The sequence below is a fragment of the Pantoea sp. AS-PWVM4 genome (assembly GCF_000468095.1).
Classification (GTDB): domain Bacteria; phylum Pseudomonadota; class Gammaproteobacteria; order Enterobacterales; family Enterobacteriaceae; genus Pantoea; species Pantoea phytobeneficialis.
The window spans coordinates 80,148-104,735 of sequence record NZ_ASZC01000009.1; the positions used below are offsets into that span (position 1 = coordinate 80,148).

The 24,588-nt window shown below is 53.7% G+C and carries 19 protein-coding genes and 1 tRNA gene; 12 read left to right on the forward strand and 8 right to left on the reverse strand.

Annotated elements, in window-relative coordinates:
- Positions 1 to 22: 22 nt before the first annotated feature.
- Positions 23 to 1,414, forward strand: a complete 1,392-nt coding sequence (locus L579_RS10360; protein WP_021184203.1) for an FAD-binding oxidoreductase — start codon at positions 23 to 25, stop codon at positions 1,412 to 1,414.
- A 101-nt stretch (positions 1,415 to 1,515) separates the two neighbouring features.
- Entirely contained in the window at positions 1,516 to 2,793 is a 1,278-nt protein-coding gene (locus tag L579_RS10365; RefSeq protein WP_021184204.1) for a TonB-dependent receptor, read from the forward strand.
- 85 nt (positions 2,794 to 2,878) lie between these two features.
- Here the strand turns inward: L579_RS10365 and L579_RS10370 are convergent, their stop codons facing one another.
- Complete coding sequence (locus L579_RS10370; RefSeq protein WP_021184205.1) at positions 2,879 to 4,306, reverse strand: alpha,alpha-trehalose-phosphate synthase (UDP-forming); 1,428 nt, start codon at positions 4,304 to 4,306, stop codon at positions 2,879 to 2,881.
- A gap of 212 nt (positions 4,307 to 4,518) precedes the next feature.
- Here L579_RS10370 and kup point away from each other — a divergent pair, with 212 nt between their 5' ends.
- From kup to cydC, 6 genes are all read left to right on the forward strand, one after another.
- Positions 4,519 to 6,384, forward strand: coding sequence for a low affinity potassium transporter Kup (gene kup, locus L579_RS10375; RefSeq protein WP_021184206.1), 1,866 nt, complete (start codon positions 4,519 to 4,521; stop codon positions 6,382 to 6,384).
- 184 nt (positions 6,385 to 6,568) lie between these two features.
- Positions 6,569 to 7,180: a DUF2913 family protein gene (locus L579_RS10380; RefSeq protein ID WP_021184207.1), complete on the forward strand. Its 612-nt coding sequence runs from the start codon at positions 6,569 to 6,571 to the stop codon at positions 7,178 to 7,180.
- 1,398 nt (positions 7,181 to 8,578) lie between these two features.
- The gene (locus L579_RS10385) at positions 8,579 to 10,021 is read left to right on the forward strand and encodes a cytochrome ubiquinol oxidase subunit I (RefSeq protein ID WP_021184208.1); all 1,443 of its coding nucleotides are present in this window, start codon (positions 8,579 to 8,581) and stop codon (positions 10,019 to 10,021) included.
- 16 nt (positions 10,022 to 10,037) lie between these two features.
- Positions 10,038 to 11,084 (forward strand): cytochrome d ubiquinol oxidase subunit II, encoded by a 1,047-nt coding sequence (locus L579_RS10390; protein ID WP_021184209.1) that lies wholly within the window; start codon positions 10,038 to 10,040, stop codon positions 11,082 to 11,084.
- A gap of 7 nt (positions 11,085 to 11,091) precedes the next feature.
- Positions 11,092 to 12,852, forward strand: coding sequence for a thiol reductant ABC exporter subunit CydD (gene cydD, locus L579_RS10395; protein ID WP_021184210.1), 1,761 nt, complete (start codon positions 11,092 to 11,094; stop codon positions 12,850 to 12,852).
- On the forward strand, positions 12,849 to 14,492 hold the full coding sequence (gene cydC, locus L579_RS10400; RefSeq protein ID WP_021184211.1) for a thiol reductant ABC exporter subunit CydC: 1,644 nt from the start codon (positions 12,849 to 12,851) through the stop codon (positions 14,490 to 14,492). The genes cydD and cydC overlap by 4 nt, the downstream gene beginning before the upstream one ends.
- Positions 14,493 to 14,660: 168 nt before the next feature.
- Here the strand turns inward: cydC and L579_RS23295 are convergent, their stop codons facing one another.
- The 7 genes from L579_RS23295 to aspA all read right to left on the reverse strand — a co-directional run bounded on the left by L579_RS23295 (position 14,661) and on the right by aspA (position 20,955).
- Positions 14,661 to 14,834 carry a YlcI/YnfO family protein gene (locus tag L579_RS23295; RefSeq protein ID WP_021184212.1) on the reverse strand — a complete coding sequence of 58 codons (174 nt, stop codon included), beginning with the start codon at positions 14,832 to 14,834 and terminating at the stop codon, positions 14,661 to 14,663.
- Between the two features lie 377 nt (positions 14,835 to 15,211).
- Positions 15,212 to 15,287 (reverse strand) — tRNA-Phe (locus L579_RS10405).
- 108 nt (positions 15,288 to 15,395) lie between these two features.
- Positions 15,396 to 15,974 carry a division control transcriptional repressor DicD gene (locus tag L579_RS10410; protein ID WP_021184213.1) on the reverse strand — a complete coding sequence of 193 codons (579 nt, stop codon included), beginning with the start codon at positions 15,972 to 15,974 and terminating at the stop codon, positions 15,396 to 15,398.
- 65 nt (positions 15,975 to 16,039) lie between these two features.
- Entirely contained in the window at positions 16,040 to 17,740 is a 1,701-nt protein-coding gene (locus L579_RS10415; protein ID WP_021184214.1) for a protein-disulfide reductase DsbD, read from the reverse strand.
- Positions 17,716 to 18,039: a divalent cation tolerance protein CutA gene (gene cutA / locus L579_RS10420; RefSeq protein ID WP_021184215.1), complete on the reverse strand. Its 324-nt coding sequence runs from the start codon at positions 18,037 to 18,039 to the stop codon at positions 17,716 to 17,718. Before cutA ends, L579_RS10415 begins: the two co-directional genes overlap by 25 nt.
- 74 nt (positions 18,040 to 18,113) lie before the next feature.
- Complete coding sequence (locus L579_RS10425; protein ID WP_021184216.1) at positions 18,114 to 19,415, reverse strand: anaerobic C4-dicarboxylate transporter; 1,302 nt, start codon at positions 19,413 to 19,415, stop codon at positions 18,114 to 18,116.
- A gap of 103 nt (positions 19,416 to 19,518) precedes the next feature.
- Entirely contained in the window at positions 19,519 to 20,955 is a 1,437-nt protein-coding gene (aspA, locus tag L579_RS10430; protein ID WP_021184217.1) for an aspartate ammonia-lyase, read from the reverse strand.
- A 385-nt stretch (positions 20,956 to 21,340) separates the two neighbouring features.
- Between aspA and L579_RS10435 the strand changes: the two genes are divergently transcribed.
- From L579_RS10435 to L579_RS10450, 4 genes are all read left to right on the forward strand, one after another.
- Positions 21,341 to 21,793 (forward strand): FxsA family protein, encoded by a 453-nt coding sequence (locus L579_RS10435; RefSeq protein WP_021184219.1) that lies wholly within the window; start codon positions 21,341 to 21,343, stop codon positions 21,791 to 21,793.
- Between the two features lie 196 nt (positions 21,794 to 21,989).
- Positions 21,990 to 22,283: a co-chaperone GroES gene (locus tag L579_RS10440; protein WP_021184220.1), complete on the forward strand. Its 294-nt coding sequence runs from the start codon at positions 21,990 to 21,992 to the stop codon at positions 22,281 to 22,283.
- A 48-nt stretch (positions 22,284 to 22,331) separates the two neighbouring features.
- Complete coding sequence (gene groL, locus L579_RS10445; protein ID WP_021184221.1) at positions 22,332 to 23,981, forward strand: chaperonin GroEL; 1,650 nt, start codon at positions 22,332 to 22,334, stop codon at positions 23,979 to 23,981.
- Positions 23,982 to 24,175: 194 nt separating this feature from the next.
- Positions 24,176 to 24,523, forward strand: coding sequence for a DUF4156 domain-containing protein (locus L579_RS10450; RefSeq protein ID WP_021184222.1), 348 nt, complete (start codon positions 24,176 to 24,178; stop codon positions 24,521 to 24,523).
- The last annotated feature ends 65 nt before the right edge of the window (positions 24,524 to 24,588 follow it).

Consider the following 24,588-nt stretch of genomic DNA (forward strand, 5'->3'; position numbering starts at 1 on the left):
ACCTCAACTACAGGAAAGAAAGATGTCTGATTCCGATCGTCAGTCTGCACTGGCGGCGCTGGTTGCGGCGTTGCCTGAACTTGACTGGATTAAAGAAGCGCCGAAGGTCAAACGCCTGTCGCGCGATTTTCACTGGTTCAGCCCGGTGCTGAAACCGCAACTGGAAGAGAAGTTCGCCGAGCTGGCGGTGCGCCCGCGTGATGAGCAGGAGCTGGCGGCGGTGGTGGCGGCCTGTACTGCCCGCCGCATCCCGCTGAATCTGCGGGGTGGTGGCACCGGCAACTACGGTCAGCTGATTCCGCTTAACGGTGGGTTGATGGTCGATATGACCAAACTCAACGCCGTGGTGAGCATGGGGCAGGGCACGGTCTGTGCGCAGGCCGGGATTCGCCTCGGTGATCTGGAAGCCCATACCCGGCCGCTCGGTTGGGAGCTGCGTTGTATGCCGTCCACCTGGAAGCTGGCGACTCTTGGCGGTCTGTTTGGCGGCGGTTTTGGTGGCGTGGGTTCCATCAACTATGGCCCGCTGGCAGCACCTGGCAATGTGTTGTCGGTGAAGCTGATGACCATGGAAGAGACGCCGCGCATCCTGACGCTTCAGGCACCGGATGCCTTGCTGCTGCACCACGCTTACGGCAGTAACGGCATCGTGCTGGAAATCGAGCTGGCGCTGGCTCCGCGTCATGACTGGATCGAACGTCTCGACACCTTTACCAGTTTTCCGGCGGCGATGGCCTTTGCTGATGCCCTGGCAAAATCGCCGGGGCTGGTGAAGCGTCAGGTGGCGGTGATGGCTGCGCCGGTACTGGATTACTTCACCGATCTCGCTGACGCGGAGGTGGCGGGACAACACGGCGTGATTTCGGTGGTCGGCGTGGAGAGCGACCGTCTGCTGCCATCATTGCTGACGCAGCATGGTGGCCGCAGCGCGTTGCATTTTGCCGAGGGTGAGAACCACGGCCATTCGCTGATTGAATATTGCTGGAACCACACCACGCTTCAGGCGCTGAAAGTGGATAAAACCCTGACCTATCTGCAAACCGCCTATGCAGCGGAAAATTACCATCAGCAGGCGTTGGCGATGGAAGCGCAATTATCAGATGAAGTGATGTCGCATATTGAATTTCTGCGCGATATGAACGGCACCTTAACCTGTAGCGGCTTGCCGCTGGTGCGTTTTAGCGATGAAGATCGCCTGAATGGTATTATGCAAATTTACCGTGATAACGGTGTGAAAATAAATAACCCGCACGTTATTCATATTGAAGATGGTAAACAGGGCATGGTGCGGGCGGATGTTGTTGCTATGAAACGCGCCTGCGATCCGTATAATTTACTTAATCCCGGCAAATTACGTGGCTGGGAAGTGCGCGATACATTGCCGGATGTGAAAATAACCGGTGTAAATAATTAATCAATAATAAAACTTTTTTACCGTAAAGCGAGCCACCACCGCACATTTATTGTGCGGGTGGCCATGCTTTGCTCTTTTAAAAAGTGACGAGGCTTGGGACTATGCAATTAAAAACACTGAGTGGTGCGTGTCTTGCTGCGCTGTTTTTCCCGCTTGCTCCGGCTGCACTGGCGGCAACACAGAGCAATATCAGCGATTGTCAGTACGGTGCGAGTGGCGTAAATAGTTTTACCGATATCTTCACCTGTGGCACCGTGAGCGGTAGTTTGCGTACGCTGTATTATTCGACGCATAACGCCTATTTCTCCAAAGGGTTTAATCAGGATACCGTGAGCTACGGTGGCAGCATCAAGTATGAAACCGCGCCGTTTTATGGTTTTCGTGCTGGCGTCAGCGGTATTTTCCTGCGTGGTATCGATCATCCGGATGAAGCAAATACCATCAGCGATATTGGCGATAATCAAACCAACGTCGGTGAGGCTTATTTAAGCTGGCAGCAGGATGATTTTAAAATAACGGCCGGTGATCAACGAATCAATATTCCTTTTGTCGGTGATTACGACTGGCGTATTACGCCAATTCTGTTCCGTGGCGTTGATGCGAATTACGGCGACAGCACCAATTATCTGCATGCCACTAAAGTCTGGCGTTATAAACCGTGGGGTGACGATCAGTTCCTTAATACCACGGCGTATACCGATGTTGATGAACGCACCAACGGCATGTGGGCGTTGGGCGGTGGTCGCGGCACGCAGTGGGACGGTAAAAAACTCACCGGCCAGTTGTGGTATCAGGAGTACGCCGATTACACCCGTCTGGTGTATGGCGAGAGTCATTTGCAATGGCAGGATACGCTGTTCCAGCCGGACCTGGGCGTGCAGTTTATTCGTGGCACCAGCCTTGGCAAAGCGCTCGCCGGTGAAGTCAACAGTACCTCTTACGGTGCTCAACTGGCGCTGACCTTTACCCCAGCCCTGAGCTGGAAACTGGGTTATGACCACATTGCCGCCAGCGGCAATAGCTGGAACAACGGCTCGCTGGTTACCCCATACGCGCACAACACCTCGTCCGGTCCTTACTTTGCGCAGCCGTTCTTTACCAGTACCCAGGATCTCGGCAGCGGCAACGCCTATATGACCAACCTGAACTATGTAATGAATGAAAACCTGTCGCTCGGGACGCAGTATTCATTTATGGATCTGAAACCGTCACCGGCGTCGGCCAGCATCAACCAGTCGGAATATCTGGTGTATTTCACCTGGAGTTTCAGTGGCGTGCTGAAGGGCCTGAGCCTGACCGATTTCGCCGGGGTGCAGACATCCCCGCTGTATGATTCTCACTTCTGGCAGAACCGTTTGAGCCTGCAATACGATTTTTAAATCCTCGGGGGGCTTTGCGGCCTCCCGTTTTATCTTCGTAACGGCGCGATAAATCGCGCCGTTACGTCAGGGTTGTTACCTGAAACTAATATCTCAACCTCCCCACCATTTTGGCTGTCACCACCAAACTGCCCGCCATTACAGCTGCTTCATCACTTTCTGACTCATGTAGATCAGCCAAAAAACCGGCTGCCCACCCGTGGCAATCCTGACGGTGGATGCCTTTCATCAACCGTGCATGGCGATTCTGACGTTCACTGAGCGGAATTCGCAACGCGGTATGGATGGCGTCGGCGATGGCATCCGGGTCATAAGGATTGACGATCAACGCGCCATCCATATGTTCCGACGCCCCGGCAAACTGCGACAGGATCAGCACGCCAGGGTTGGCCGGATCCTGCACCGCAACATACATCTTTGCCATCAGGCTCATACCTGCCATCAGTGGCGTCACCAGCGCGACGCGGGATGCGCGATAAATGCCTGCCTGCTCCTCACGGCTGTATGATTTGGTCAGATAACTGACGGGGCACCACTCCCGCGTGCCATGTACGCCGTTCATCTCGCCACAGATGCTCTCGAGGTCATGGCTTAACCCGGCGGTGCGTGGCGCATAACCGGCCAATGGCGAGGCCAGTTGTAACAACATCATGTTGCCGACGTAATCCGGATGGTTGCGTAGCAGGACCTCAACAGCGCTGATGCGGTAAGGCAGACCGGCGCTATCGTCGAGGTGCCCTCCGCTGAGGATCGTGTTTTGCGGCAGCGTGGCGCGACACTGTTCTTCCATATAACTGCAACTGTTGCTGGCTAACAGGCAGTGCGCATCTTCCAGATCGATCCCGACCGGATAGACACCGGTTCTGAGCAGGTGACCGTGAATGCGAAACAGCGTGCCACCGAGACGTTCGCAACGAAATGCGCTCTCCACCCACAGCAGAAAGTTGTTCATGTCCTGGCTGGTCTGAAAACCAATCAGATCGCAACACAGCAACGACTCAGCCAGCCATTGCCAGTCCGGGATGGCGGTAAATCCCTGACCGGCGGGAAACGGTTGATGGAAGAACAGGCCGATACGGTTGGTCAAACCGGCGTCACGCATCAGCCTGACGCTGGGTATCAGGTGATAGTCCTGGATCCAGATGACATCGTCGGGCATCGCGTATTCGGCAATCGCTCGGGCGTACGCCTCATTGAATTTCCGATATTGACTCAGGTCATCCTGACTGAAGCGCGCCAGATCCGGGCGTTGATGGAACATCGGCCACAGACCCTGGTGAACATAGTTTTGGTAACCCTGTTCCCGTTCACCTCGGGTGAGCGGAAAGGTGAGGGTGTCAAATTTATGCCCCTGGCGGAAGGTCAGGGGACGTGGCATATCTGCTGCGAGGGCCTGAGTTTTGCCATCCCAGCTTACCCAAAGCCCACCGTTGCGCGACAGAATGCTTTCATACAGGGCGGATAACGTCGAAGCCCGGGACAGATTGTGCGAAACCAGAATTAAGCCTGACATAGCATTTTCCCTTTGATCACGATGAAAATCGTTCCATTTGATTTAAGCCATCGGCATATAAAAAAGGCGTAAAAAGATGGCGGGCGGATATAAAAATCAGGCAAAAACGGGAGGTTGTGCGCGTTACTCTCCGCATCAGCGGCAGGGGCAGCAGCTATAATATGCTCATTCGCTTTGCTGTCCGTAACCCCCCGTGAAAGGATGCCTCTCTTATGGCTTCAACTAAGCAGTCTCTCCCGGCAGGTATGCTGGCAGCGGCCGGTATCGTGTTTGGTGATATCGGCACCAGCCCGTTGTATACGCTGCGCGAATGCCTTTCGATATTACCCAACGGCGGCATGACCTCTACTGCCGTGATGGGGTTTCTCTCGCTGATTTTTTGGGCGCTGACGCTGATCGTCACCGTGAAATACGTCTGCTTTGTGATGCGTGCCGATCACGACGGAGAGGGTGGGATTCTGACGTTGATGTCTCTGGCTCGTCAGCATGTTACCGGTCGTGCCGGGCATTTTATCGTGTTGGCCGGGTTGATTGGTGGCGCATTCTTTTATGGTGATGGCGTGATCACACCGGCCATTTCGGTGTTGTCGGCGATTGAAGGGATCGAAGTGGTGGCACCCGCACTGGACCATGTGATTGTGCCGCTGTCGGTGGTCATCCTGACCTTACTGTTTATTATTCAAAAACATGGCACCGAGCGGGTCAGTCTGGTGTTTGGCCCGGTGATGCTGGTGTGGTTTCTCACCCTCGCTGCGCTGGGTATCCGTGGGATTGTGATGCATCCGGGTGTGCTGCAAGCGCTGAACCCCTGGTACGCGCTGGAGTTTCTTAACAGCCACAAAGCGCTGTCGTTCGCGGCGTTAGGTATGGTGGTGTTGGCCGTGACCGGGGCCGAAGCGTTGTATGCGGATATGGGACATCTGGGGAAAGCGCCGATTCGGTTGGCATGGCTGATTATTGCGATGCCAGCGTTGGTGCTGAACTACTTTGGTCAGGGAGCGCTGGTGCTGACGGATGCGGATGCTGTGCGCAATCCTTTTTACCTGCTGGCACCAGGCTGGGCGCAGATTCCGCTGATTGTCCTTGCCACGCTATCGACCGTGATTGCGGCGCAGTCGGTGATCTCTGGCGTCTATACCCTGACGCATCAGGCGATTCGCCAGGGATTTCTGCCGCCGGTACGTATTGTCTACACCTCATCGACCGAGTCCGGGCAAATCTATATTCCGGTGGTTAACTGGCTGCTGTTTGCCGCCGTGACCGTCATTATTATCTCTTTCCGCCAATCTTCTGCGCTGTCGTCGGCGTATGGCATCGTGGTGACCGGCACTATGGTGCTGACGGCCTGTCTGGCAAGCGTGGTGGCGTTCAAAAATTGGCGCTGGCCGTTGCCCCTGGCGGTGGTGTTCCTTGTGTGTATGTTGACCATTGATGTCCCGCTGTTTAGCGCTAATTTGATGAAACTGCTCTCCGGCGGTTGGGTGCCGGTTCTGCTGGCGATGACGATGCTGGTGTTGATGCTGATCTGGAGTAGTGAGCGCTCACTGCTGATTCGCCGACTGGCAGATGACCCGGTGGGACTGAAGGCGATGATCAGTTCGCTGGAGGCCGCACCGCCGATGAGGGTCGGTGGCACCGCGATCTTTCTCGCGCGCAAGGAGTATGAAATCCCGCAGGCGCTGCTGCATAACCTCAAACATAACCGCGTGTTGCATCAACGCACCGTACTTTTACATATCCGCACCATCGACACGCCCAGGGTGCATAACCAGAAGCGCATCAGCATGCAGCAACTTTCCCCCTCATTTTGGCAGGTGACGGCTTCCTATGGCTGGCATGAGGTGCCCTCAATGCAGGAGATTTTGCATTTGTGCGGCCTGGAAGGCTTTGGTTGCTCGCTACAGGAAGCCTCGTTCTTTACTTCCCACGACACGCTGGTGATGAAAAAGCGTCGCGGGTTGGCACGGGCGAAGGGGGCGATTTTCCATTTCTTCCAGCGCAATGCGTTGCGTGCTCATGAACAATTTATGATCCCTGCCAACAGGGTGATTGAGTTAGGCGGGCAGAGGGAGTTTTGATATGAAGAGACAAAGACGTTCTGGCAGAAAGGTTTTTTAAATGAAATCTCAGATTATTCTTTAATAATGCCTTTAATAAAGGCAGGACACTTCAGAAAGGTGAATGTGTGAGGTTTACATTCTGCCAAAATTGTATTTCACTTGAATCCGCTGGAGTGGCAGTTAATGACATGGAGATGTTGCTGTGAGAACTGAACCGTTGACAGAGAAAACCGGACATTTAGCATGGTGTGCATTGGTGGCTCTGCATGTTGCCAGACTGGATGGATTAGTAGGTTCGGTATCGCAGGAAAATATTTTTCTGATTCGCTGGCTCTCCACGGCACTGAAACAACATCGTTTCCCCCGTGAGGTCGCGCCGGATATTCACTGGTTACTGAAACAGGGGCGAACTCTTGGCGCAAGGTCTGAATTGCGCGATAAGCTTGAATATCTCTGGCGTACCTGCAATGGCGTATTACTGGAGCAAAATGACCTGTTCAGACTGACCTATGCCATTGAAACGGCTAAGCAGATGGATTTTACCTTTCATCATCTCAATGATCGGGAATGGTCCGGGCGTAATAGGTTCAGCGCTAATCCGGTGATGGATGCGATTTATTTGTCACGTAGCTCGCTGGATGTCTCATTTAATGAAGACGGCAAGCAAATTGCGCCTTTAATGGTGCGGCTGACAGGAAACACGGCACGACTGGAAAATATCCTTAATCGTTACGGATGGTGCACAGAAAACTGTGCTGATCACCAGATACCTTCTCTTTATCGGTTAGTGGTGCATAGGCCATTGAATCAATAATTCGCTAATTATATTTTCATATGATTGATACCGCATTAACGCGATAAATCGCGCCGCTACGAATGGGTGTAAATACGATTGCTTTCCGTAACCTCCTAAAAGACCAACCTAGACAGTTCATCAATCCTGGCCGGATATTCATTCCACGCAAACTAAACTAAGGTATAGTCATGACTGCTTTGGTCATTCGTGGAAATGTTATGGCAATCTTTCACCTGTTACATCTGCGCGAAATGCTACGAATGCTGTTCGTTATTTTATGCGTGATTTTGAAACATTTTACCCATCGCAGTTTATGTTCGAAAATCGTGCTGGCTTGTCTCATCTATGTGGCCCAGGCGCTGCTATGGTGGCCTTAGTTCACCGGGTTGACTGTCACCAACCTCAACCGTAATGGATGAGCTAATCGTGCGCTGGGGTAAAAAAAGGGTTCATGTGAAGCATGAACCCTTTTTCATGACAACTCACCCACGACAGGCCGGATATTTTATCGTCAGAAAATAAAGGATCGGTTGGTAAATTATAAATGTTACTCATTGGTTATTTTTGTTGTTAATTATCGACTGAAAGGTTATTGATATGACCATTATGATAATGCGGATATCGTTTTTTTTGTGAATTTTATGTTCCTTTATATTGATTAAACGTTATCGTACACATTGGAAATTATTATTATCCCGAAGCGGTTCGAATTTTTATAAACATCCTTATTAGTCATTTTTTGGTTAACGCTGAAAAATCACAATCGCGTTAACTTGTTGATTTAAATTATTATTTTGTGATTATTTGCGTATTTTTTATTGCCGAATCAGCCGCAATTTGACTTAGAATAGTCAACTGTTTCAATGTTTGATTTTCTTTTGGTTACAGTTGGTTGGTTGATTGGTTCATTTTTTGTTTCTTGTGAATGAATATAAGATCTCTTGCAACAGAAAAACGATTTACCCACATTTTTCTTGACAATATGCGGGTGGGGGGGAATATACTGACCCTCATTCGGACTACACAGCTCCTATATTGTGCTTTATCGAAAATATAAGCGTCTCGAAACCTGGATCATCTCAAATAAGCAAATTTCAGGTCTTAACGGTAATTAGCTTACCGTCGAGTACTGTTGCGCTTATTTTTAAGCTTCGTCGGCAATTGCCTGGTTGTAAGCATGGCCAACTGGCCAGGCTCAACATGCCATGTACATGCTGGCGGATATTATCCTGTTTCTAATGTGTTTAGCAGGGATATGTGCTAACCAGGATGTTTTGGCGTGTAGACTAATCCGATGGTGCGACACCTTTTTCTACACTCCCCGTTCTGACTCTTACCACTTCACCTGCCATGTAAGGGGAAGAGCGTTCGGTTGTCGCTGGCTAATCTGGTCACTTAATAGAAAAGAAGATAGTCATGTTAAGTAACGATCTCACATCGCTGATTACGCGAATCGACTTCGCGTTAATCTCATCAGTACATATCATTTACCCACCACTGACCATTGGTCTGGCTGCGCTGCTGTTCATTTCTGAACTGATGTGGGTCAGAAAAAATGATGAAAAGTGGTACCGCTTGTGTCGTTTTTTCGAAAAGCTGTTCATCGTCAACTTCGGAGCCGGTGTGGCAACGGGTGTTACGATGGAAATGGCTTTTGGTATCCTGTATGGCCGCTTTTCTCAAGCTGCCGGGCCATTCTTTGGCCAGGTGTTGGGATATGAGACCATCACCGCCTTTATGTATGAAGCCGGTTTTATCGGACTGATGATTTTTGGCTGGGGCAAGATCAGCCGTGGGATGCATCTTTTCGCGACTTTCAACGTCGCCCTCTCCTCAACGCTTTCAGCGATGTGGATTCTGGTCGCTAACTCCTGGATGCAGACGCCAACCGGTGTCGAATACAAGAATGGCATCTTTCATGTGACCGATTGGGTAGCCGCGCTCCTCAATCCGAATGTCAAAAGCGCGTTTCCTCACATGTTGCTGGCCAGCTTCGAGCTGTCGCTCTGCTTCGTGGTCGCGACCTGTGCCTGGTTCGTACTGAAACGCCGCAATGTGGAGCTTTTCCTGCGACCGCTGAAATATGCGCTGGTGTTGCTGGCCGTGGTTTCTGCTGCACAAATCTATATGGGTGATGTGCTGGGCGAGAATACTCTCGAAAACAAACCTGCGGCACTGGCAGCGATGGAAGGGCACTACGACACCTATGATGCAGCAGGTAACGTCAACAGCGCCTGGCATATCATCGGTTGGCCGAATGCCGAAGGAAATGGGCTGGCCTGGTCGATTTCCATCCCGCATGCACTCAGCCTGATTGAAACCAAAACCTGGAATGGCCCGGTGAAAGGCCTGAACAGCTTCCCGAAAGACGAACAGCCGCCTGTGGTGCTGCCTTTCTATGCGTTCCGCGCGATGGCCGGAGCGGGTGGTGCAATCCTGCTGGTCAGTCTGTGGGGTATCTGGCTGATGGCGCGCCGTCGTATGACGGTGGAACTGGCCCCACGTAATACGTTGTTCCTGTTTATCGCGGTTGTGATGGTGGTGCTGCCTTATATCGCGGTAATCGCAGGTTGGTGGACGCGTGAAATTGGTCGTCAGCCGTGGATTGTTAACGGACTGATGCGTACTGAGGACGGTATGAGCGCGATGACGCTTGGCCTGGCAATCTTCTGGCTGGTTGGCTTTGCCATCTTCGAGTCAGCGGTGGTTGCCGGTACGATCTGGTTCCTGGCAAAAGTTGTTCGTCAGGGTCCTGATTTGACCAGCAAGCTGCCGGGTGAAGGCCATGAGCATATCGGCCAGCTCGACCTGCCGCCAGGCGGTCATGCTGACCATCCTGAATACGTAAGACCGGTCTGACGCGGAGAAGAAACCCATGGATATGCTTACTCATACCCAGCAATTTCTGACGATTGCCTGGTGGCTGGCTTTTGGCGTCAGCGTGTTGTTATACATTGCGCTGGATGGCGCAGACCTTGGGGCGGGGATTTTCTCGCTCTTCGTAAGAGATCATGACGAACGCGGCGCAATTATGGCGGCGATGGCCGGCACCTGGGATGCCAACGAAACCTGGCTGATTGTGGCCGGGGGGATCATGTTTGGTACTTTCCCGTTCGTTTACGGTTCGGCTTTTAGCTACCTGATGGTGCCGATGGCGCTGGTGTTATGGGGCATTATGTCCCGTGCGGTGGCACTGGAGTTCCGTCACCTGGCGTCGCCGTTCTGGCAGCGCTTCTCAGACGGGGTGTTTGGTGTCGCCAGTCTGACCGTGACCTTCTTTGGCGGCATGTGTGTCGGTGCCGTATTGCAGGGATTTGCGCTGGATACCCCGGCGCAGGGCGTGCCGCATTATGCGGGCGGGGCGTTTAACTTTATTTCGCCTTTCTCCATCTGGACCGGCATTTCCTCCTGCGTTGCCATGACCTTCTCCGGTGTGCTGTTTGTGCGTGCGCGTTTTGAAAAGTCAGAGCCTATTCGTCAGGATGCTGCCCGCTGGACTGCTACCATTTTCTGGTTAGCGATTGCTGCGGTAGTGATCACCTGGGTGTGGAGCGCGGCGATTTTTGACTGGGCGCGTGCGAAGTGGTTTGGCCCGCACTTCTGGATTTGGGGCCTGTTTGGTCTTATCGCGCTGTTCTGCATTGAGCAGGTGCGTCGTGACACCCTGAAAGACAAAGATTTTGCGGCGATTATGTGGTTCAACGGTGCGGCGCTGATTCTGGGCTTTGGTATGTTGATTACCATGTTCCCGTGGATCGTACCGAATACCTGGACCATCTGGGCCGGTGCCAGCCCGCAGGTTTCCCTGATCACCTTCACCCTGACAATGGGTGGGTTTGTACCAGTCATGATTATGTATAACTGGTACCAGATTTGGGTCTTCCGGGGACGCATCTCCAAACTGGTTGGTTACGGACACTAAACGCATCATGTCGGCTCGTCCTCCCCTTAGTGGCGCAGCCGCTCGCCTGGCGGAACGTTGGCTCTCCAGCCAGCGTCGCCAGGCAGGCGCGCTTTTCTCCCTGTCCGTCACCATGGCAACGCTGAATGCCATCATGATGATTGTCCAGTGCTGGCTGCTGGCATGGTTGATCGACCGGGTTGTCATCGGCGGCAAAGGATTGACCGAACTGTTCCCCGAACTTTGGCTATTGCCTGTTGTGATGATCCTGCGTGCAGGTCTGGACATGCTGCGCCAGGGCTTCGCTTTCGAGAGCGCCGCGCGCATTCGACAGACGTTGCGGGGAACGTTACTGGAACGTATCGCGGCACTGGGTCCAACATGGAGCCAGCAACAGCGCACCGGCAGCATCGCCAGTTCGCTGGGTGAAGGTGTCGAAGCGATCGAAACCTATTTCTCCGCCTTTCTTCCGCAAAAAATCATCATCGGTATCGTGCCTCTGGCGATCCTGGTGGCGCTGTTCCCCGCCGATTGGGTTTCCGGGCTGATTATGTTGATAACGGCCCCCCTGGTTCCGTTATTTATGATCCTGGTCGGCAAGGGTGCCGAAAAAATGAACCTCCGGCAGTGGCATAAGCTCAGCCTGATGAGTGCGCATTTCTTCGATGTGATTTCTGGCCTGACAACCCTGCGCCAATCCAATGCGGCCCGCAGACAGGCGCAGATCATTGCGGTGATTTCCGAAAACTACCGTCAGACGACGATGAAGGTGCTGCGCGTGGCGTTTCTGTCCTCGCTGGTGCTGGAATTTTTTGCCACCATCAGTACCGCGATGGTGGCGGTCTATGTCGGCTTCCGTCTGTATTACGGTGAACTGGCCTTCCTGCCAGGTTTGTTCGCGCTGCTGCTTGCCCCTGAGTTCTTTCGTCCTCTGCGCGATCTGGGGGCACATTATCACGCCCGTATGGATGCGCTGGGCGCGACCGAAGGGCTGTTAGCTATCCTGAATACCGAGCCGCCTGCAACGGCACCCAACACGGTGACACCGGTTGGTGCGCCGCAGGAGATTCGTGTTGAAGGGGTGAGTTATCAGCATCAGGAAGGCGGCGGCATTGAGGACATCTCCTTTACGCTGCGCCGGGGTGAAACGCTGGCTATTGTTGGCTCGAGTGGTGCAGGCAAAACCACCCTTGCCAGGCTGCTGTTGCGCTTTATTACCCCGGCAAATGGGCGGATTCTGATTGATGGACAGGATCTCTCCGGGTTGGATTTACCCACCTGGCAAAAGCAAATCGGCTGGCTGCCACAGCGGCCTACGCTGTTTGCCGGTTCGATAGCCGATAATATTTGCCTCGCACATCCCGAAGCCGGGAACAACGAACTGTATGCGGCTGCGCGACTGGCTCAGGCTGCGCCCTTTATCGACGCGTTACCCACCAGCTACGCCACCCAGGTTGGCGATGGCGGCCAGGGCCTTTCTGGTGGTCAAATCCAGCGCGTGGCGATGGCGCGAGCCGTGCTGACCGCGCCACCGGTGCTCATCCTCGATGAGCCGACGGCGGCGCTGGACAGCCACACGGCGCGGCAGATGATGGTCGCGTTGGCCGAGGCGCTGCCCGATTCAGCTCGGTTAGTGATTACTCACGATACCGACGTGGCGGCGATGGCCGACAAGGTTTTGGTGCTGGCGCAGGGCAGGGTGATCGAGTCAGGCAAGCCCCGGGATCTGCTGCAAAGTGGCGGTGTGTTTGCCGAGCTTGAACGGCTTCAGAAAGGAGCAACCGCATGAACGACTTACGTCATCTCTTAAGGCTGGCGCGTCCCTGGCGGTGGCGGATGGCGCTCGGTATCGGTCTGTCTGTCGTCGTCATCCTGTCTAACGTCACGCTGCTGGCGCTGTCGGGTTGGTTTATCGCGTCGATGGCGCTGGCCGGTGTCGGGGCACTGACGCTGGAGTTCTTCACACCGGCTGCCGCTATTCGTGGCCTGGCGGTGTTGCGTACCTTCGCTCGCTACCTTGAGCGCCTGGTGACGCACGATGCAACGTTACGGCTGCTGTCAGTGCTGCGTGTCTGGTTTTATCAACGTCTTGAGCCGCTGGCTCCCGCCCGTTTACAGGGTTTCCGTGACGGTGATGTGCTGGCGCGTCTGAGAGCCGATATTGATAGCCTCGACAATTTTTACCTGAGAATTCTGGCTCCGGCGATTGCCGGGCTGATCTCATCGGTCGCCATCCTGGGCGTGCTTTTTTGGTTCTCTCCGGGTGTCGCCGTTATTGATGGCGTGATGCTGTTGCTCGCGGGGGTGATTGTGCCGCTGGCGGTAGCGTCCCGCACTCGGGCAAGTGGTCATGCGGTCGCGGGATTACGTGCGGCGATTCAGGCTGCGTCGACCGATCTGATTCGCGGCCTTGGCGAGTTACAAGTGGCGGGGGCTGTTGCCCGACAGGCCGGACATTTGTCCCTGCTGTCACAAAAGTTGATTGCTGCGCAACGTCAGCAGGCGTGGACCGGGGCGTCAGGTAGCGCATTGTCGGCCCTGGCAGGCCAGTTGGGTATGTTTTGTGCCTTTATCCTGCTGGTCGGTGCGGGACATGCCGGCGGTATCGCCGGCAATGACATCGTCATGTTGTTATTTGCGGTACTTGCCAGCACGGAAGCGGTGGCGGCATTGCCCACGGCATTTGCCGCGCTGGGCGTCACTCGCGAAGCGGCGCGGCGGATTTTTTCCATGGCGGAACTTACCCCGGCCGTGGTCTTGCCCAAGCGCAGTGAAATGCCTGCAACCTTCGATCTGACCTTTTCCGCGGTCACCATGCGTTATGCACCAGAACAACCCGTTGTGTTGGACTCACTCAGCTTTCGGGTTGCGCAAGGTCAGTGCCTGGCGTTGCTGGGGCCCAGTGGGGCAGGTAAAACCACGATTCTTAACCTGATACAGGGTTTTTGGGATTGTGATAAAGGCGAGGTGTTGATTGGTGGTCATGCGGTAAAAAGCTTATCGGATGAGGTACTGCGCCAGATTATCTCGGTGGTTGGACAAAAAACGTATCTGTTTAATGCCTCCATCCGGGACAACCTGCGGCTGGTATCCCCTGATGCGGATGATGCAGCCTTATGGCAGGCTCTCACTCAGGCGTCACTGGCAGAGGAAGTTCGTGCTTTTCCTGCGGGGTTGGATACGTTGGTCGGGGAACTCGGTACCCGGCTTTCCGGTGGTCAGGCACGCAGGATCGCCATCGCCAGAGCCTTTCTGTCGCATGCTCCCGTCATCTTATTAGATGAACCGACAGAAGGATTAGATGCCACCAATACCGACATGGTACTGAATGCGCTAAAAGAATTGGTGAAAGGAAAAACGACGTTATTGGTGACACACCAAATTCAGCCATTAATTCTGGCAGACAGTCGGCTGGTGCTGGAAGGTTAATAAAATAGAAGGTCTGTTATGAGAAGGTTATTTTCCATAACAGACCTTTTTTTATCCATGCGAATATCGCAGAAAATTTCTTTTATCTCTCGCCAATACGTTATGTCTTATTGTTTCTTTTGTCAGTTGCATGGTGGGTGAAATACCCGAGATATTTAAAGAATAATTTTATCTTTTAAAATTCTTTTGAATTTCCCGCACTTTAAGACGACAGGCATCCACGACCCAGGCCGAGAAGTTCTGGCTGTTTTCACTGTTCATGCTTTCTTCAATCTGGTCGAGCAGCGTATGAGAGAAGCGGATGTGTTTGCGACGGGTTTTGGAATTTGTCATTTTGTCCATATTTGTCCCCTGTAAAATTATCAAAATCTATAAAGGTGGCTGAAAGGTAGAATAATATTTCTCTCAGGCGGTTTCTGTAGAAAAGCGATCAGCAGGTGAACTTTGATACTTTTCTGAACCGTATAATTTTCCTGATGTGAAATACCAGATTACCAGAAAATGGGTGACTCCGTAGTTATTTCAATGCGCGGATATTGGGATTATTCCCAGCGAGATGTTGAGTCATGAATATTACGGAAGCGATAATAATGCTATAAAAATTTTCAGAATATGGGTACTGAAAGGAAGGGCATTTCATTTACAAAGCGTTAGTTAATGTAAAAACGACCGGAAGCCAAAAAGCAAAAACCCAGCCATTGGCTGGGTTCTCTGAATTTTGGTGCCCGAACCCGGAATCGAACCAGGGACACGGGGATTTTCAATCCCCTGCTCTACCGACTGAGCTATTCGGGCAACGGGGCGCATTAAACCCTAATGGCTCACGGTCGTCAACGGCTTTCGCGAAAAAACCGCGGGAAACGTGATTGATTGCCTGCTTTTCATGCAGAACCGCCAAAATGACTACGCGAGCGCTCCATTTTTACGGCACAGCGCGATGCTAAGCACATCTTCTGCCAGACGGCGCGCCATCGCAACATCCTGCACGTTGCGCTTCACCAGCAGCTTGCTCAGGCAACCCTCCAGAATCAATTCCATCTGATCTGCCACCATTGTCGGGTTATCCAGCTCAAGATTAACCAGAATATCGTGGGTAAATTGCCAGGAGGCGCGTTTTTGCTGTTCTGCCAGTTGATGGACGGGTTGATCCGGCTGCGGATAGAAGCTACAGGCGGCAATAAACAGGCAACCGGGGAAGCGACCTTTGCTGACATGTTCCGCCAGTACCTCATAGCGCGCCAGCAGCTTCTCTGCGCCGCTCAGACGTTCGTTGAGTTGAATCTGGCGCCGCCAGCTATCAATCTGCTGGCCGTGATAGCGCAGGGCGTCATACAGCAGGGCATCGCGGTCCGGCCAGAAGCGTTCCAGCTGTTGGGGTGCCAGTTCGCTGTCTCCAGCCAGTTGTTGCAGGGACGTGGTGGCGGCGAGGCCGCGTTGTTCAAGCACATTCAACGCATGCTCGAGTATCTGTTCACGTTGCAAGTGACTCTCCTCTGGTATGCGGCCCGTCCGGCAATCGGACGGGGTGTGTCTTGCTCCAGTGTCGTTTAACGCGGCAGATTGTGCAAATGCGCGCGGAATTCGTCGGCGTTAAGGAAACCGGTCACGCGCGAGTCAGGAATCTCTTTACCTTGCGCGTCGAAGAACAGAATGGTCGGCAGGCCCAGTACCTGTAAATGCTGCAACAGGGCGTTATCCTGAGCGTTGTTGGCGGTGACGTTCGCCTGCAACAGTTGCACCTGGCTCAGGGCGCTGCGCACCTGTGCGTCGCTGAAGGTGTACTTCTCAAACTCTTTGCAGGCGACGCACCAGTCGGCGTACAGGTCGACCATAGTCATGCGCCCCTGTGCCTGTTGCAGCGCCGTATCGAGCTGCTGGCTGCTGGCAATGGGTTGGAAGGGCAGATGGGCGACGGTTTGCACCGGGTTATCGACACCAAACGCCCAGTCCTGCAATGGACGCGCCGCTACCACCGCAGCCACCAACATCACCACCTGTACCACACGTCCTTTGCCCTGTAGCCCCAGGCTAAGGCGAAACGCCCAGGCAAAGAACGCCACGCCGAGCAGGCTCCACAGGCGCATGCCCCAAAGATCGCCTATTACGCGTTCCAACAGGAAAACCGGCAGTGCGAGGATCACAAAACCAAAACCCTCTTTGACGCTATGCATCCACGGGCCGCTTTTCGGCAGCAGTTTGTTGCCGAACAGCGTCACGGCAATCAGTGGCAAACCCATACCAAAAGCGTACAGCCACAGGGTACCCGCACCGACCAGCAGATTGCCGCTCTGGGCGATATACAACAGGATCGCGCTGAGCGGCGCGGTGGTGCAGGGGGAGCAGATCAAACCCGCCAGCGCACCCATCGCAAATACGCCTGGCAACGATCCTCCCTGATGGCGGTTACTCCACAGCGTCAGACGTGTTTGCAGACTGGCGGGCAGTTGCAGGGTGAACAGGCCAAACATCGACAGCGCCAGAGCGATGAACAGCACCGAGAGGCCAATCAATACATAGGGATGCTGCAACGCCGCCTGAAAGCGTAACCCCGCAGCCGCAACCACCACGCCAAGCAAGGTGTAGGTCAGCGCCATACCCTGTACGTAGACCATCGCCAGCGCGAACAGACGACCGAGGGAAAAGCGTCGCGGGCCGCCAAGGATAATGCTGGAGATCAGCGGATACATCGGCAGTACACAGGGGGTAAAGGCAACACCAATGCCAATCAGCAACGCCCACAACGGCGAGAACGGAAGCGGGGTGCTGCGGTTGTCCGGTTGAGCGCTTACCGCGGGCGCGGCGTTATTAGTGGCGACGGCGTTAAGTGGGACGGCGCGGGTTTCGGGTGGATAACAAAAGCCCGCGGCGGCACAGCCCTGATAGGTTACCGTCAGAGTGGCCCCTTGATCGGCCTGATGGATGATGACCGGCAGTTGTAAATCCTGCGGATAGATTTCACTTTTACCGTAGAACTCATCCTCGTGCGCTTGTCCTGGCGGCAATGCCAGCGGCGCTATTTGCGCTTTTTGCGGCGTAACCTGGATTTTCTGGCGATAAAGGTAATAGCCGGATTTCACTTTCCAGCTCAACGTTAATTGATTGCCTTGCTGGCTAAAATCGAAGCCGAAAGCCTGGTCAACCGGTACGAAGCGGCTGTTGTTATTGGGCGAAAAGATTGATGCCTGAGCCGACAGGCTGATAAACAGCGCCAGGCAGAGGCCGATCAGGCGAGAGATGCGTGCAGCCATGACAAGTATTCACTGTCTCCATGTTGTACCGGCAACGCCAGTAGTTCCGGCACATCATAAGGATGCGCCGCTTTAAGCAGATCCATTAGCGCCTGCTGATGTTGTGTATCGCTTTTCAGTAACATCTGGACTTCACTGGACTGCTCCAGTTTTCCTTCCCAGACATAAAACGATGTGGCACCGGGCAGTAGCGTAACGCAGGCGGCCAGTTTCGCGGCCAGCGCACTGGCGGCCAGTTGCTCGGCACAAGTCTGGTCCGGGGCAGTGCACAACACAATAACTGCTGAATGGGTGTGCATCAGAAGGCTCCGCTGACGAAAGGGGTGATGATAACACGACCAGATAAACGCAGGGTTTACAGGTTGTAACCAGGCTACAGGATCAGGCCACCCAGCAGGAAACCAAACAGCACCGACAGCACAATCGCCAGCACGCCGGGTACCATAAACGAATGATTAAACACATACTTACCGATGCGTGTTGAGCCAGTGTCGTCCATCTCTACCGCCGCCAACAACGTCGGGTAGGTAGGCAGTACAAACAGGGCGGAAACCGCAGCGAATGAGGCAATTGCCGCATGGGGTGATACGCCCAGCAATAGCGCCGCGGGCATTAGCGCTTTGGTGGTCGCGGCTTGTGAATAGAGCAGGGTGGCAGCAAAGAACAGCACCAGCGCCAGCAACCACGGGTAGCTTTGCAGCATATCCCCGGCCAGCGTCTGGATCGCGCCAAGATGCGCTTTAACAAAGGTATCCCCTAACCAGGCCACACCCATGACGCAGATACAGGCGCTCATGCCGGACTTGAAGGTACTGGCGCTGAGAATTTCACCGGTATCGATTTTGCAGGTCAGGCAGATAAGCGTCGCGATGGTGAGCATAAACACCACGATGGCTTCGTTGCGTGGCAACACCGGGTTGGCGATCAAACCGACGCTATCGCTGATCGCGGTGGCATACAACACCACCGCCGCAATGCCGACGAGGAACAGCGCCACCGAGCGTTTCGCCCCGGGTTTGAGGTCAAATACCTGCGCACCGCGCAGTGTCACTTCGCCTTTTGCCAGCCGCGCCTGGTAGATTTCATCGTCTTTCAGTTCTTTACCAAGGAAATTGGTCACGATGGCGGCACAGAAGATCGCCAGCATCGTCGAGGGTAATGCCACGCCGAGCAGGGCCAGATAACTGACGCCGCGCGGTTCCAGCAGCGAGGCAAAAAACACCACCGCAGCGGAGATCGGTGAGGCGGTGATGGCAATTTGCGACGCCACGACGGCGATGGAGAGCGGGCGTGAAGGCCGCACACCTTGTTCTTTGGCGACTTCGGCGATCACCGGCAGAGTGGAAAAAGCGGTATGGCCAGTACCGGCCAGCAATGTCATTACATAAGTGATCAGGGGGGCGAGGAAGGTGACGTAACGTGGATGGCGGCGCAGCAAGCGTTCAGCGAGACTGACGAGATAATCCATACCGCCCGCCACTTGCATGGCCGCAATGGCGGCGATCACCGCCATGATGATTTCAATCACATCAAAAGGAATCGCGCCCGGTTTCATGCCGCAAAATAGCGTCAGGACCAGCACACCCAGCCCACCGGCAAAACCAATGCCGATGCCGCCCAGACGGGCACCCAACCAGATCGCCAGCAACACGATCATTAATTCAACCACGACCATCTTTTCACTCCCTGAAACGCGACATTCCTTAGTTGTAGTCGCCAAAAAAAAACACGCCCGCATTCTATACGGGCGTGCTTGCGACAACGTGATCCAGAACGGGTTATTGTTCGTTTTCGTCGGTGTAGCGTTTGGCTTTGTAGGCCGGGAACATCAGGTTCTGAATGGAGAAGATGTCGTCCAGCTCGGCTTCGGTCAGCAGGCCACGCTCCAACACCACTTCACGTACGCTCTTGCCGGTTTCGGCACAAATCTTACCGACGATGTCACCGTTGTGGTGACCAATGTACGGGTTGAGATAGGTGACGATACCGATCGAGTTGAACACGTAGGCTTCACACACCGCTTTGTTGGCGGTGATGCCGTTGACGCATTTCTCCAGCAGGTTGTAGCAGGCGTTAGTCAGGATGCTGATGGATTCAAACAGCGCCTGGCCGATTACCGGCTCCATCACGTTGAGCTGCAACTGCCCGGCTTCGGCGGCCATCGTCACCGTAGTGTCGTTGCCGATGACCTTGAAGCACACCTGGTTCACCACTTCCGGCACCACCGGGTTAACTTTGGCGGGCATGATGGAAGAACCTGCCTGCAATTCCGGCAGGTTGATCTCGTTCAGACCTGCGCGTGGACCTGAGGAGAGCAGGCGCAGGTCGTTACAGATTTTCGACAGTTTCACCGCCAGGCGTTTCAGCGATGAATGCACCATCACGTAGGCACCGCAGTCGGAAGTGGCTTCAATCAGGTCTTCGGCCGGGACCACCGGCAGGTTGCTGACTTCAGCCAGACGTTGTACCGCCAGATGTTGGTAGCCGTCCGGCGTGTTGAGACGCGTACCAATCGCGGTCGCACCGAGGTTCACTTCCAGCAGCAGTTCTGCGGTGCGCAGAATGCTACGCGTCTCCTCGTTCAACAACACGTTGAAGGCGTGGAATTCCTGACCAAGTGTCATTGGTACCGCATCCTGCAACTGGGTGCGGCCCATCTTCAGGATGTTCTCGAATTCCACTGCTTTGCGCTGGAAGCCTTCACCCAGTTGATTGATGGCGTCGATCAGTTTGAGAATCGAGGTATAAACGGCGATACGGAAGCCGGTGGGATAAGCGTCATTGGTGGACTGACACTTGTTCACATGGTCGTTCGGGTTGAGGTATTGATATTCACCTTTGTGGTGACCCATCAGCTCCAGACCGATGTTAGCCAGCACTTCGTTGGTGTTCATGTTGACCGAGGTACCCGCGCCGCCCTGATAGACGTCAACCGGGAATTGATCCATGCACTTACCGTTGTTCAGTACCTCATCACAGGCCTGAATAATGGTGTTAGCAATATTGCGGGGAATTGTTTGCAGCTCTTTGTTTGCCAGGGCGGCTGCTTTCTTCACCATCACCATACCGCGAACGAATTCAGGTATGTCGCTGATTTTGCTATTACTAATATAGAAGTTCTCAATCGCACGCAGAGTGTGAACACCATAGTAGGCGTCGGCCGGAACTTCACGCATGCCTAACAGGTCTTCTTCGATACGAATGTTGTTCGCCATGATTACCTTCTTATTATGGCTGCTGAGTGGCTGCCGGACGCACTCTGAGGCGATCAGAGGAGGGCGGCGAGTCACATGCAGGTGATGCAATTATATTGTCGTGGAATACCAGCGCCGACATTTTATCCATCTTCGGTCTGGCGAGCACGATCATATTCTGTCATTACAGAAAAGCCTGTGCACAGATCACTTTACGGGCTTTTGCTGGCGCTACGCTAATAACGATATGTGATGTTTCTCACAATTTTAAGTCAGCCGGAAAAATTTGGCAGGATCGGTTGAAATCACTCCCCGGAATGACCATCTCTTTCATTACGGTCCCTTTGACCATCCCATTCTGCTGTCTGGCCTGAAGCGAGGCAGCCACAACTCACAGGAGATATCGGTGCGCTGGTTACCGTTTGTGATTTTTTTTGTTCTGGCCTGGATTGAAATCACGCTTTTCATCAAGGTCGCGCATGTGCTGGGCGTTCTGCTCACCATGCTGCTGGTGATTTTCACCTCATGTATTGGTGTCTCGCTGGTGAAAAATCAGGGCGTAAGAAACTTCATGCTGATGCAGGAGAAAATGGCGCGTAATGAAAGCCCGGCGGCAGAGATGATCAAAAGCGTTTCGCTGATCATCTCCGGTTTTTTGCTGCTGCTTCCCGGCTTTTTTACCGATTTTCTTGGACTGTTGTTGTTGCTGCCACCGGTGCAAAAGCACCTGACGCTGAAGCTGATGCCGCATCTGCGCGTCTGGCGTGGGCCGGGAGCAGGTCCGGACAGTGGCTTTACCGTTGATGGCGAATACGAGCGCAAAAATAACGATCGTATCGGTCACGACAAAGACCAGTGATTTTCTCAAGGCGGCGTGAGCCGCCTTTTTGCTGGGTTTTTCGTCGTCTGTTACAAAAACGAAAATTTTTTCTGTTTTCCCCCTTGAAAGCCTTCTTATTAGCCCTAATCTCTTCCACCACGAGGCCGGAAGCCATGAAGCCCGGCGTTCAACCCCTAAAACTGAATGATTGGACTTTCTAAAGGAGAGCTATCACATGTCAATTCGTCCGTTACATGATCGCGTGATCGTCAAGCGTAAAGAAGTTGAAGCAAAATCAGCTGGCGGCATCGTTCTGACCGGTTCTGCGGCAGGCAAATCTACTCGCGGCGAAGTGGTTGCAGTAGGTAAAGGCCGTATCCTGGAAAACGGCAACATCCTGCCACTGGACGTTAAAGTGGGCGACGTGGTGATTTTCAACGAAGGTTACGGCGCAAAAACTGAGAAGATCGACAACGAAGAAGTTCTGATCATCTCTGAAAACGACATTCTGGCGATTGTCGAAGCGTAATTTTTACGCGTAATTCACTGAACGAAACGAATTTAAGGGATATTTGAAATGGCAGCTAAAGACGTAAAATTCGGTAATGACGCACGCGTAAAAATGTTGCGTGGCGTGAACGTACTGGCAGATGCAGTAAAAGTTACCCTGGGCCCGAAAGGCCGTAACGTGGTTCTGGATAAATCTTTTGGTGCACCGACCATCACTAAAGATGGTGTTTCTGTAGCGCGTGAAATCGAGCTGGAAGACAAGTTCGAAAACATGGGTGCGCAGATGGTGAAAGAAGTGGCCTCTAAAGCGAACGACGCAGCAGGCGACGGCACCACCACCGCAACCGTACTGGCACAGGCTATCGTTAACGAAGGTCTGAAAGCTGTTGCGGCTGGCATGAACCCGATGGACCTGAAGCGCGGTATCGACAAAGCCGTTGTCGCCGCTGTTGAACAGCTGAAAGCGCTGTCAGTTCCGTGCTCTGACTCTAAAGCTATTGCTCAGGTTGGTACCATTTCTGCCAACTCCGATGAAAGCGTCGGTACCCTGATCGCTCAGGCGATGGAAAAAGTGGGTAAAGAAGGCGTTATCACCGTTGAAGAAGGTACCGGTCTGCAAGACGAGCTGGACGTAGTTGAAGGTATGCAGTTTGACCGCGGTTACCTCTCTCCGTACTTCATCAACAAGCCGGAAACCGGTGCTGTTGAGCTGGAAAGCCCGTTCATCCTGCTGGCTGACAAGAAAATCTCTAACATCCGCGAAATGCTGCCGGTGCTGGAAGCCGTTGCTAAAGCTGGCAAACCGCTGCTGATCATCGCAGAAGACGTGGAAGGCGAAGCGCTGGCGACGCTGGTGGTTAACACCATGCGCGGTATCGTGAAAGTGGCTGCGGTTAAAGCACCGGGCTTCGGCGACCGTCGTAAAGCGATGCTTCAGGATATCGCTATCCTGACTGGCGGTACCGTTATCTCTGAAGAGATCGGTATGGAGCTGGAAAAAGCAGCTCTGGAAGACCTGGGCCAGGCAAAACGCGTCGTAATCAACAAAGACACCACCACCATCATCGACGGTGTGGGCGACGAAGGTGCTATCTCTGGTCGTGTGACCCAGATTCGTCAGCAGATCGAAGAAGCGACCTCTGACTACGACAAAGAAAAACTGCAGGAGCGCGTAGCGAAACTGGCAGGCGGCGTGGCCGTACTGAAAGTTGGCGCAGCAACTGAAGTTGAAATGAAAGAGAAGAAAGCCCGCGTTGAAGATGCCCTGCACGCAACCCGTGCTGCGGTAGAAGAAGGCGTGGTTGCTGGTGGTGGCGTGGCGCTGGTGCGTGTTGCTGCGAAACTGACTGAGCTGAAAGGCCAGAACGAAGATCAGAACGTCGGTATCAAAGTTGCGCTGCGCGCAATGGAAGCACCGCTGCGTCAGATCGTATCTAACGCCGGTGAAGAACCGTCTGTGGTTGCCAACAACGTGAAAGCGGGCGACGGTAACTACGGTTACAACGCGCAGACTGAAGAATACGGCAACATGATCGACTTCGGTATCCTGGATCCGACCAAAGTAACCCGTTCTGCTTTGCAGTACGCGGCTTCTGTGGCTGGCCTGATGATCACCACCGAATGTATGGTCACTGACCTGCCGAAAGGCGATGCACCTGACTTAGGTGCTGGCGCTGGCGGCATGGGTGGCATGGGCGGTATGGGCGGCATGATGTAATCGCCGTTGACTGCTTAAGTCATCTGAGAACCCCTGATCGGCAACGGTCAGGGGTTTTTCTTTTGCTGGCGAAAGGGTATAAGTAAGGGCGCAATACTTCGGCTTCGCGGGTTAGGGCAATGAATGTTCAGAAAAAATATGCGCTTTTCTGCTACGCTGCCGCCCGACACTGATGATAATAAATGGGGAATACAATGCGGATTAACCTCTTGCTCGGACTGGCAGTCGGTAGCTTACTGCTGGCGGGTTGCAGCAGCTCAAATCAACTGAGTGCTGGCGGCGAGCGCGTAACTTTCGTCGATCAGCAACCGGGCAGCGAATGTCAGCTTCTGGGAAATGTCACCGGTTCACAGAGTAACTGGTTGAGTGGTTCCGGCGGTGAAGGCAGTTCACTGCGCGGCGCGGCCAACGATCTGCGCAACCGTGCGGCAGAAATGGGCGGCAACACCATTTATGGCGCGACCAGCCCGACGCAGAACCTGCTGTCTGCGTTTGCCCCGCTCGACAGCAAAATGACCGGCCAGGTTTATAAGTGCCCATAACGGCATAGTATCCCGTAGCGGCGCGATTTATCGCGCAGGTTTTTTCCGGCAAAGCGCACGAGATT

Coding starts and splice junctions, on each gene's coding strand:
- L579_RS10385 (WP_021184208.1), top strand. CDS start 8,579: ATGTTAAGTAACGATCTCACATCGCTGATTACGCGAATCGACTTCGCG.
- L579_RS10360 (WP_021184203.1), top strand. CDS start 23: ATGTCTGATTCCGATCGTCAGTCTGCACTGGCGGCGCTGGTTGCGGCG.
- L579_RS10365 (WP_021184204.1), top strand. CDS start 1,516: ATGCAATTAAAAACACTGAGTGGTGCGTGTCTTGCTGCGCTGTTTTTC.
- L579_RS10450 (WP_021184222.1), top strand. CDS start 24,176: ATGCGGATTAACCTCTTGCTCGGACTGGCAGTCGGTAGCTTACTGCTG.
- L579_RS10390 (WP_021184209.1), top strand. CDS start 10,038: ATGGATATGCTTACTCATACCCAGCAATTTCTGACGATTGCCTGGTGG.
- aspA (WP_021184217.1), bottom strand. CDS start 20,955: ATGGCGAACAACATTCGTATCGAAGAAGACCTGTTAGGCATGCGTGAA.
- L579_RS10425 (WP_021184216.1), bottom strand. CDS start 19,415: ATGGTCGTGGTTGAATTAATGATCGTGTTGCTGGCGATCTGGTTGGGT.
- cydD (WP_021184210.1), top strand. CDS start 11,092: ATGTCGGCTCGTCCTCCCCTTAGTGGCGCAGCCGCTCGCCTGGCGGAA.
- cutA (WP_021184215.1), bottom strand. CDS start 18,039: ATGCACACCCATTCAGCAGTTATTGTGTTGTGCACTGCCCCGGACCAG.
- groL (WP_021184221.1), top strand. CDS start 22,332: ATGGCAGCTAAAGACGTAAAATTCGGTAATGACGCACGCGTAAAAATG.
- kup (WP_021184206.1), top strand. CDS start 4,519: ATGGCTTCAACTAAGCAGTCTCTCCCGGCAGGTATGCTGGCAGCGGCC.
- L579_RS10440 (WP_021184220.1), top strand. CDS start 21,990: ATGTCAATTCGTCCGTTACATGATCGCGTGATCGTCAAGCGTAAAGAA.
- L579_RS23295 (WP_021184212.1), bottom strand. CDS start 14,834: ATGGACAAAATGACAAATTCCAAAACCCGTCGCAAACACATCCGCTTC.
- L579_RS10415 (WP_021184214.1), bottom strand. CDS start 17,740: ATGGCTGCACGCATCTCTCGCCTGATCGGCCTCTGCCTGGCGCTGTTT.
- L579_RS10370 (WP_021184205.1), bottom strand. CDS start 4,306: ATGTCAGGCTTAATTCTGGTTTCGCACAATCTGTCCCGGGCTTCGACG.
- cydC (WP_021184211.1), top strand. CDS start 12,849: ATGAACGACTTACGTCATCTCTTAAGGCTGGCGCGTCCCTGGCGGTGG.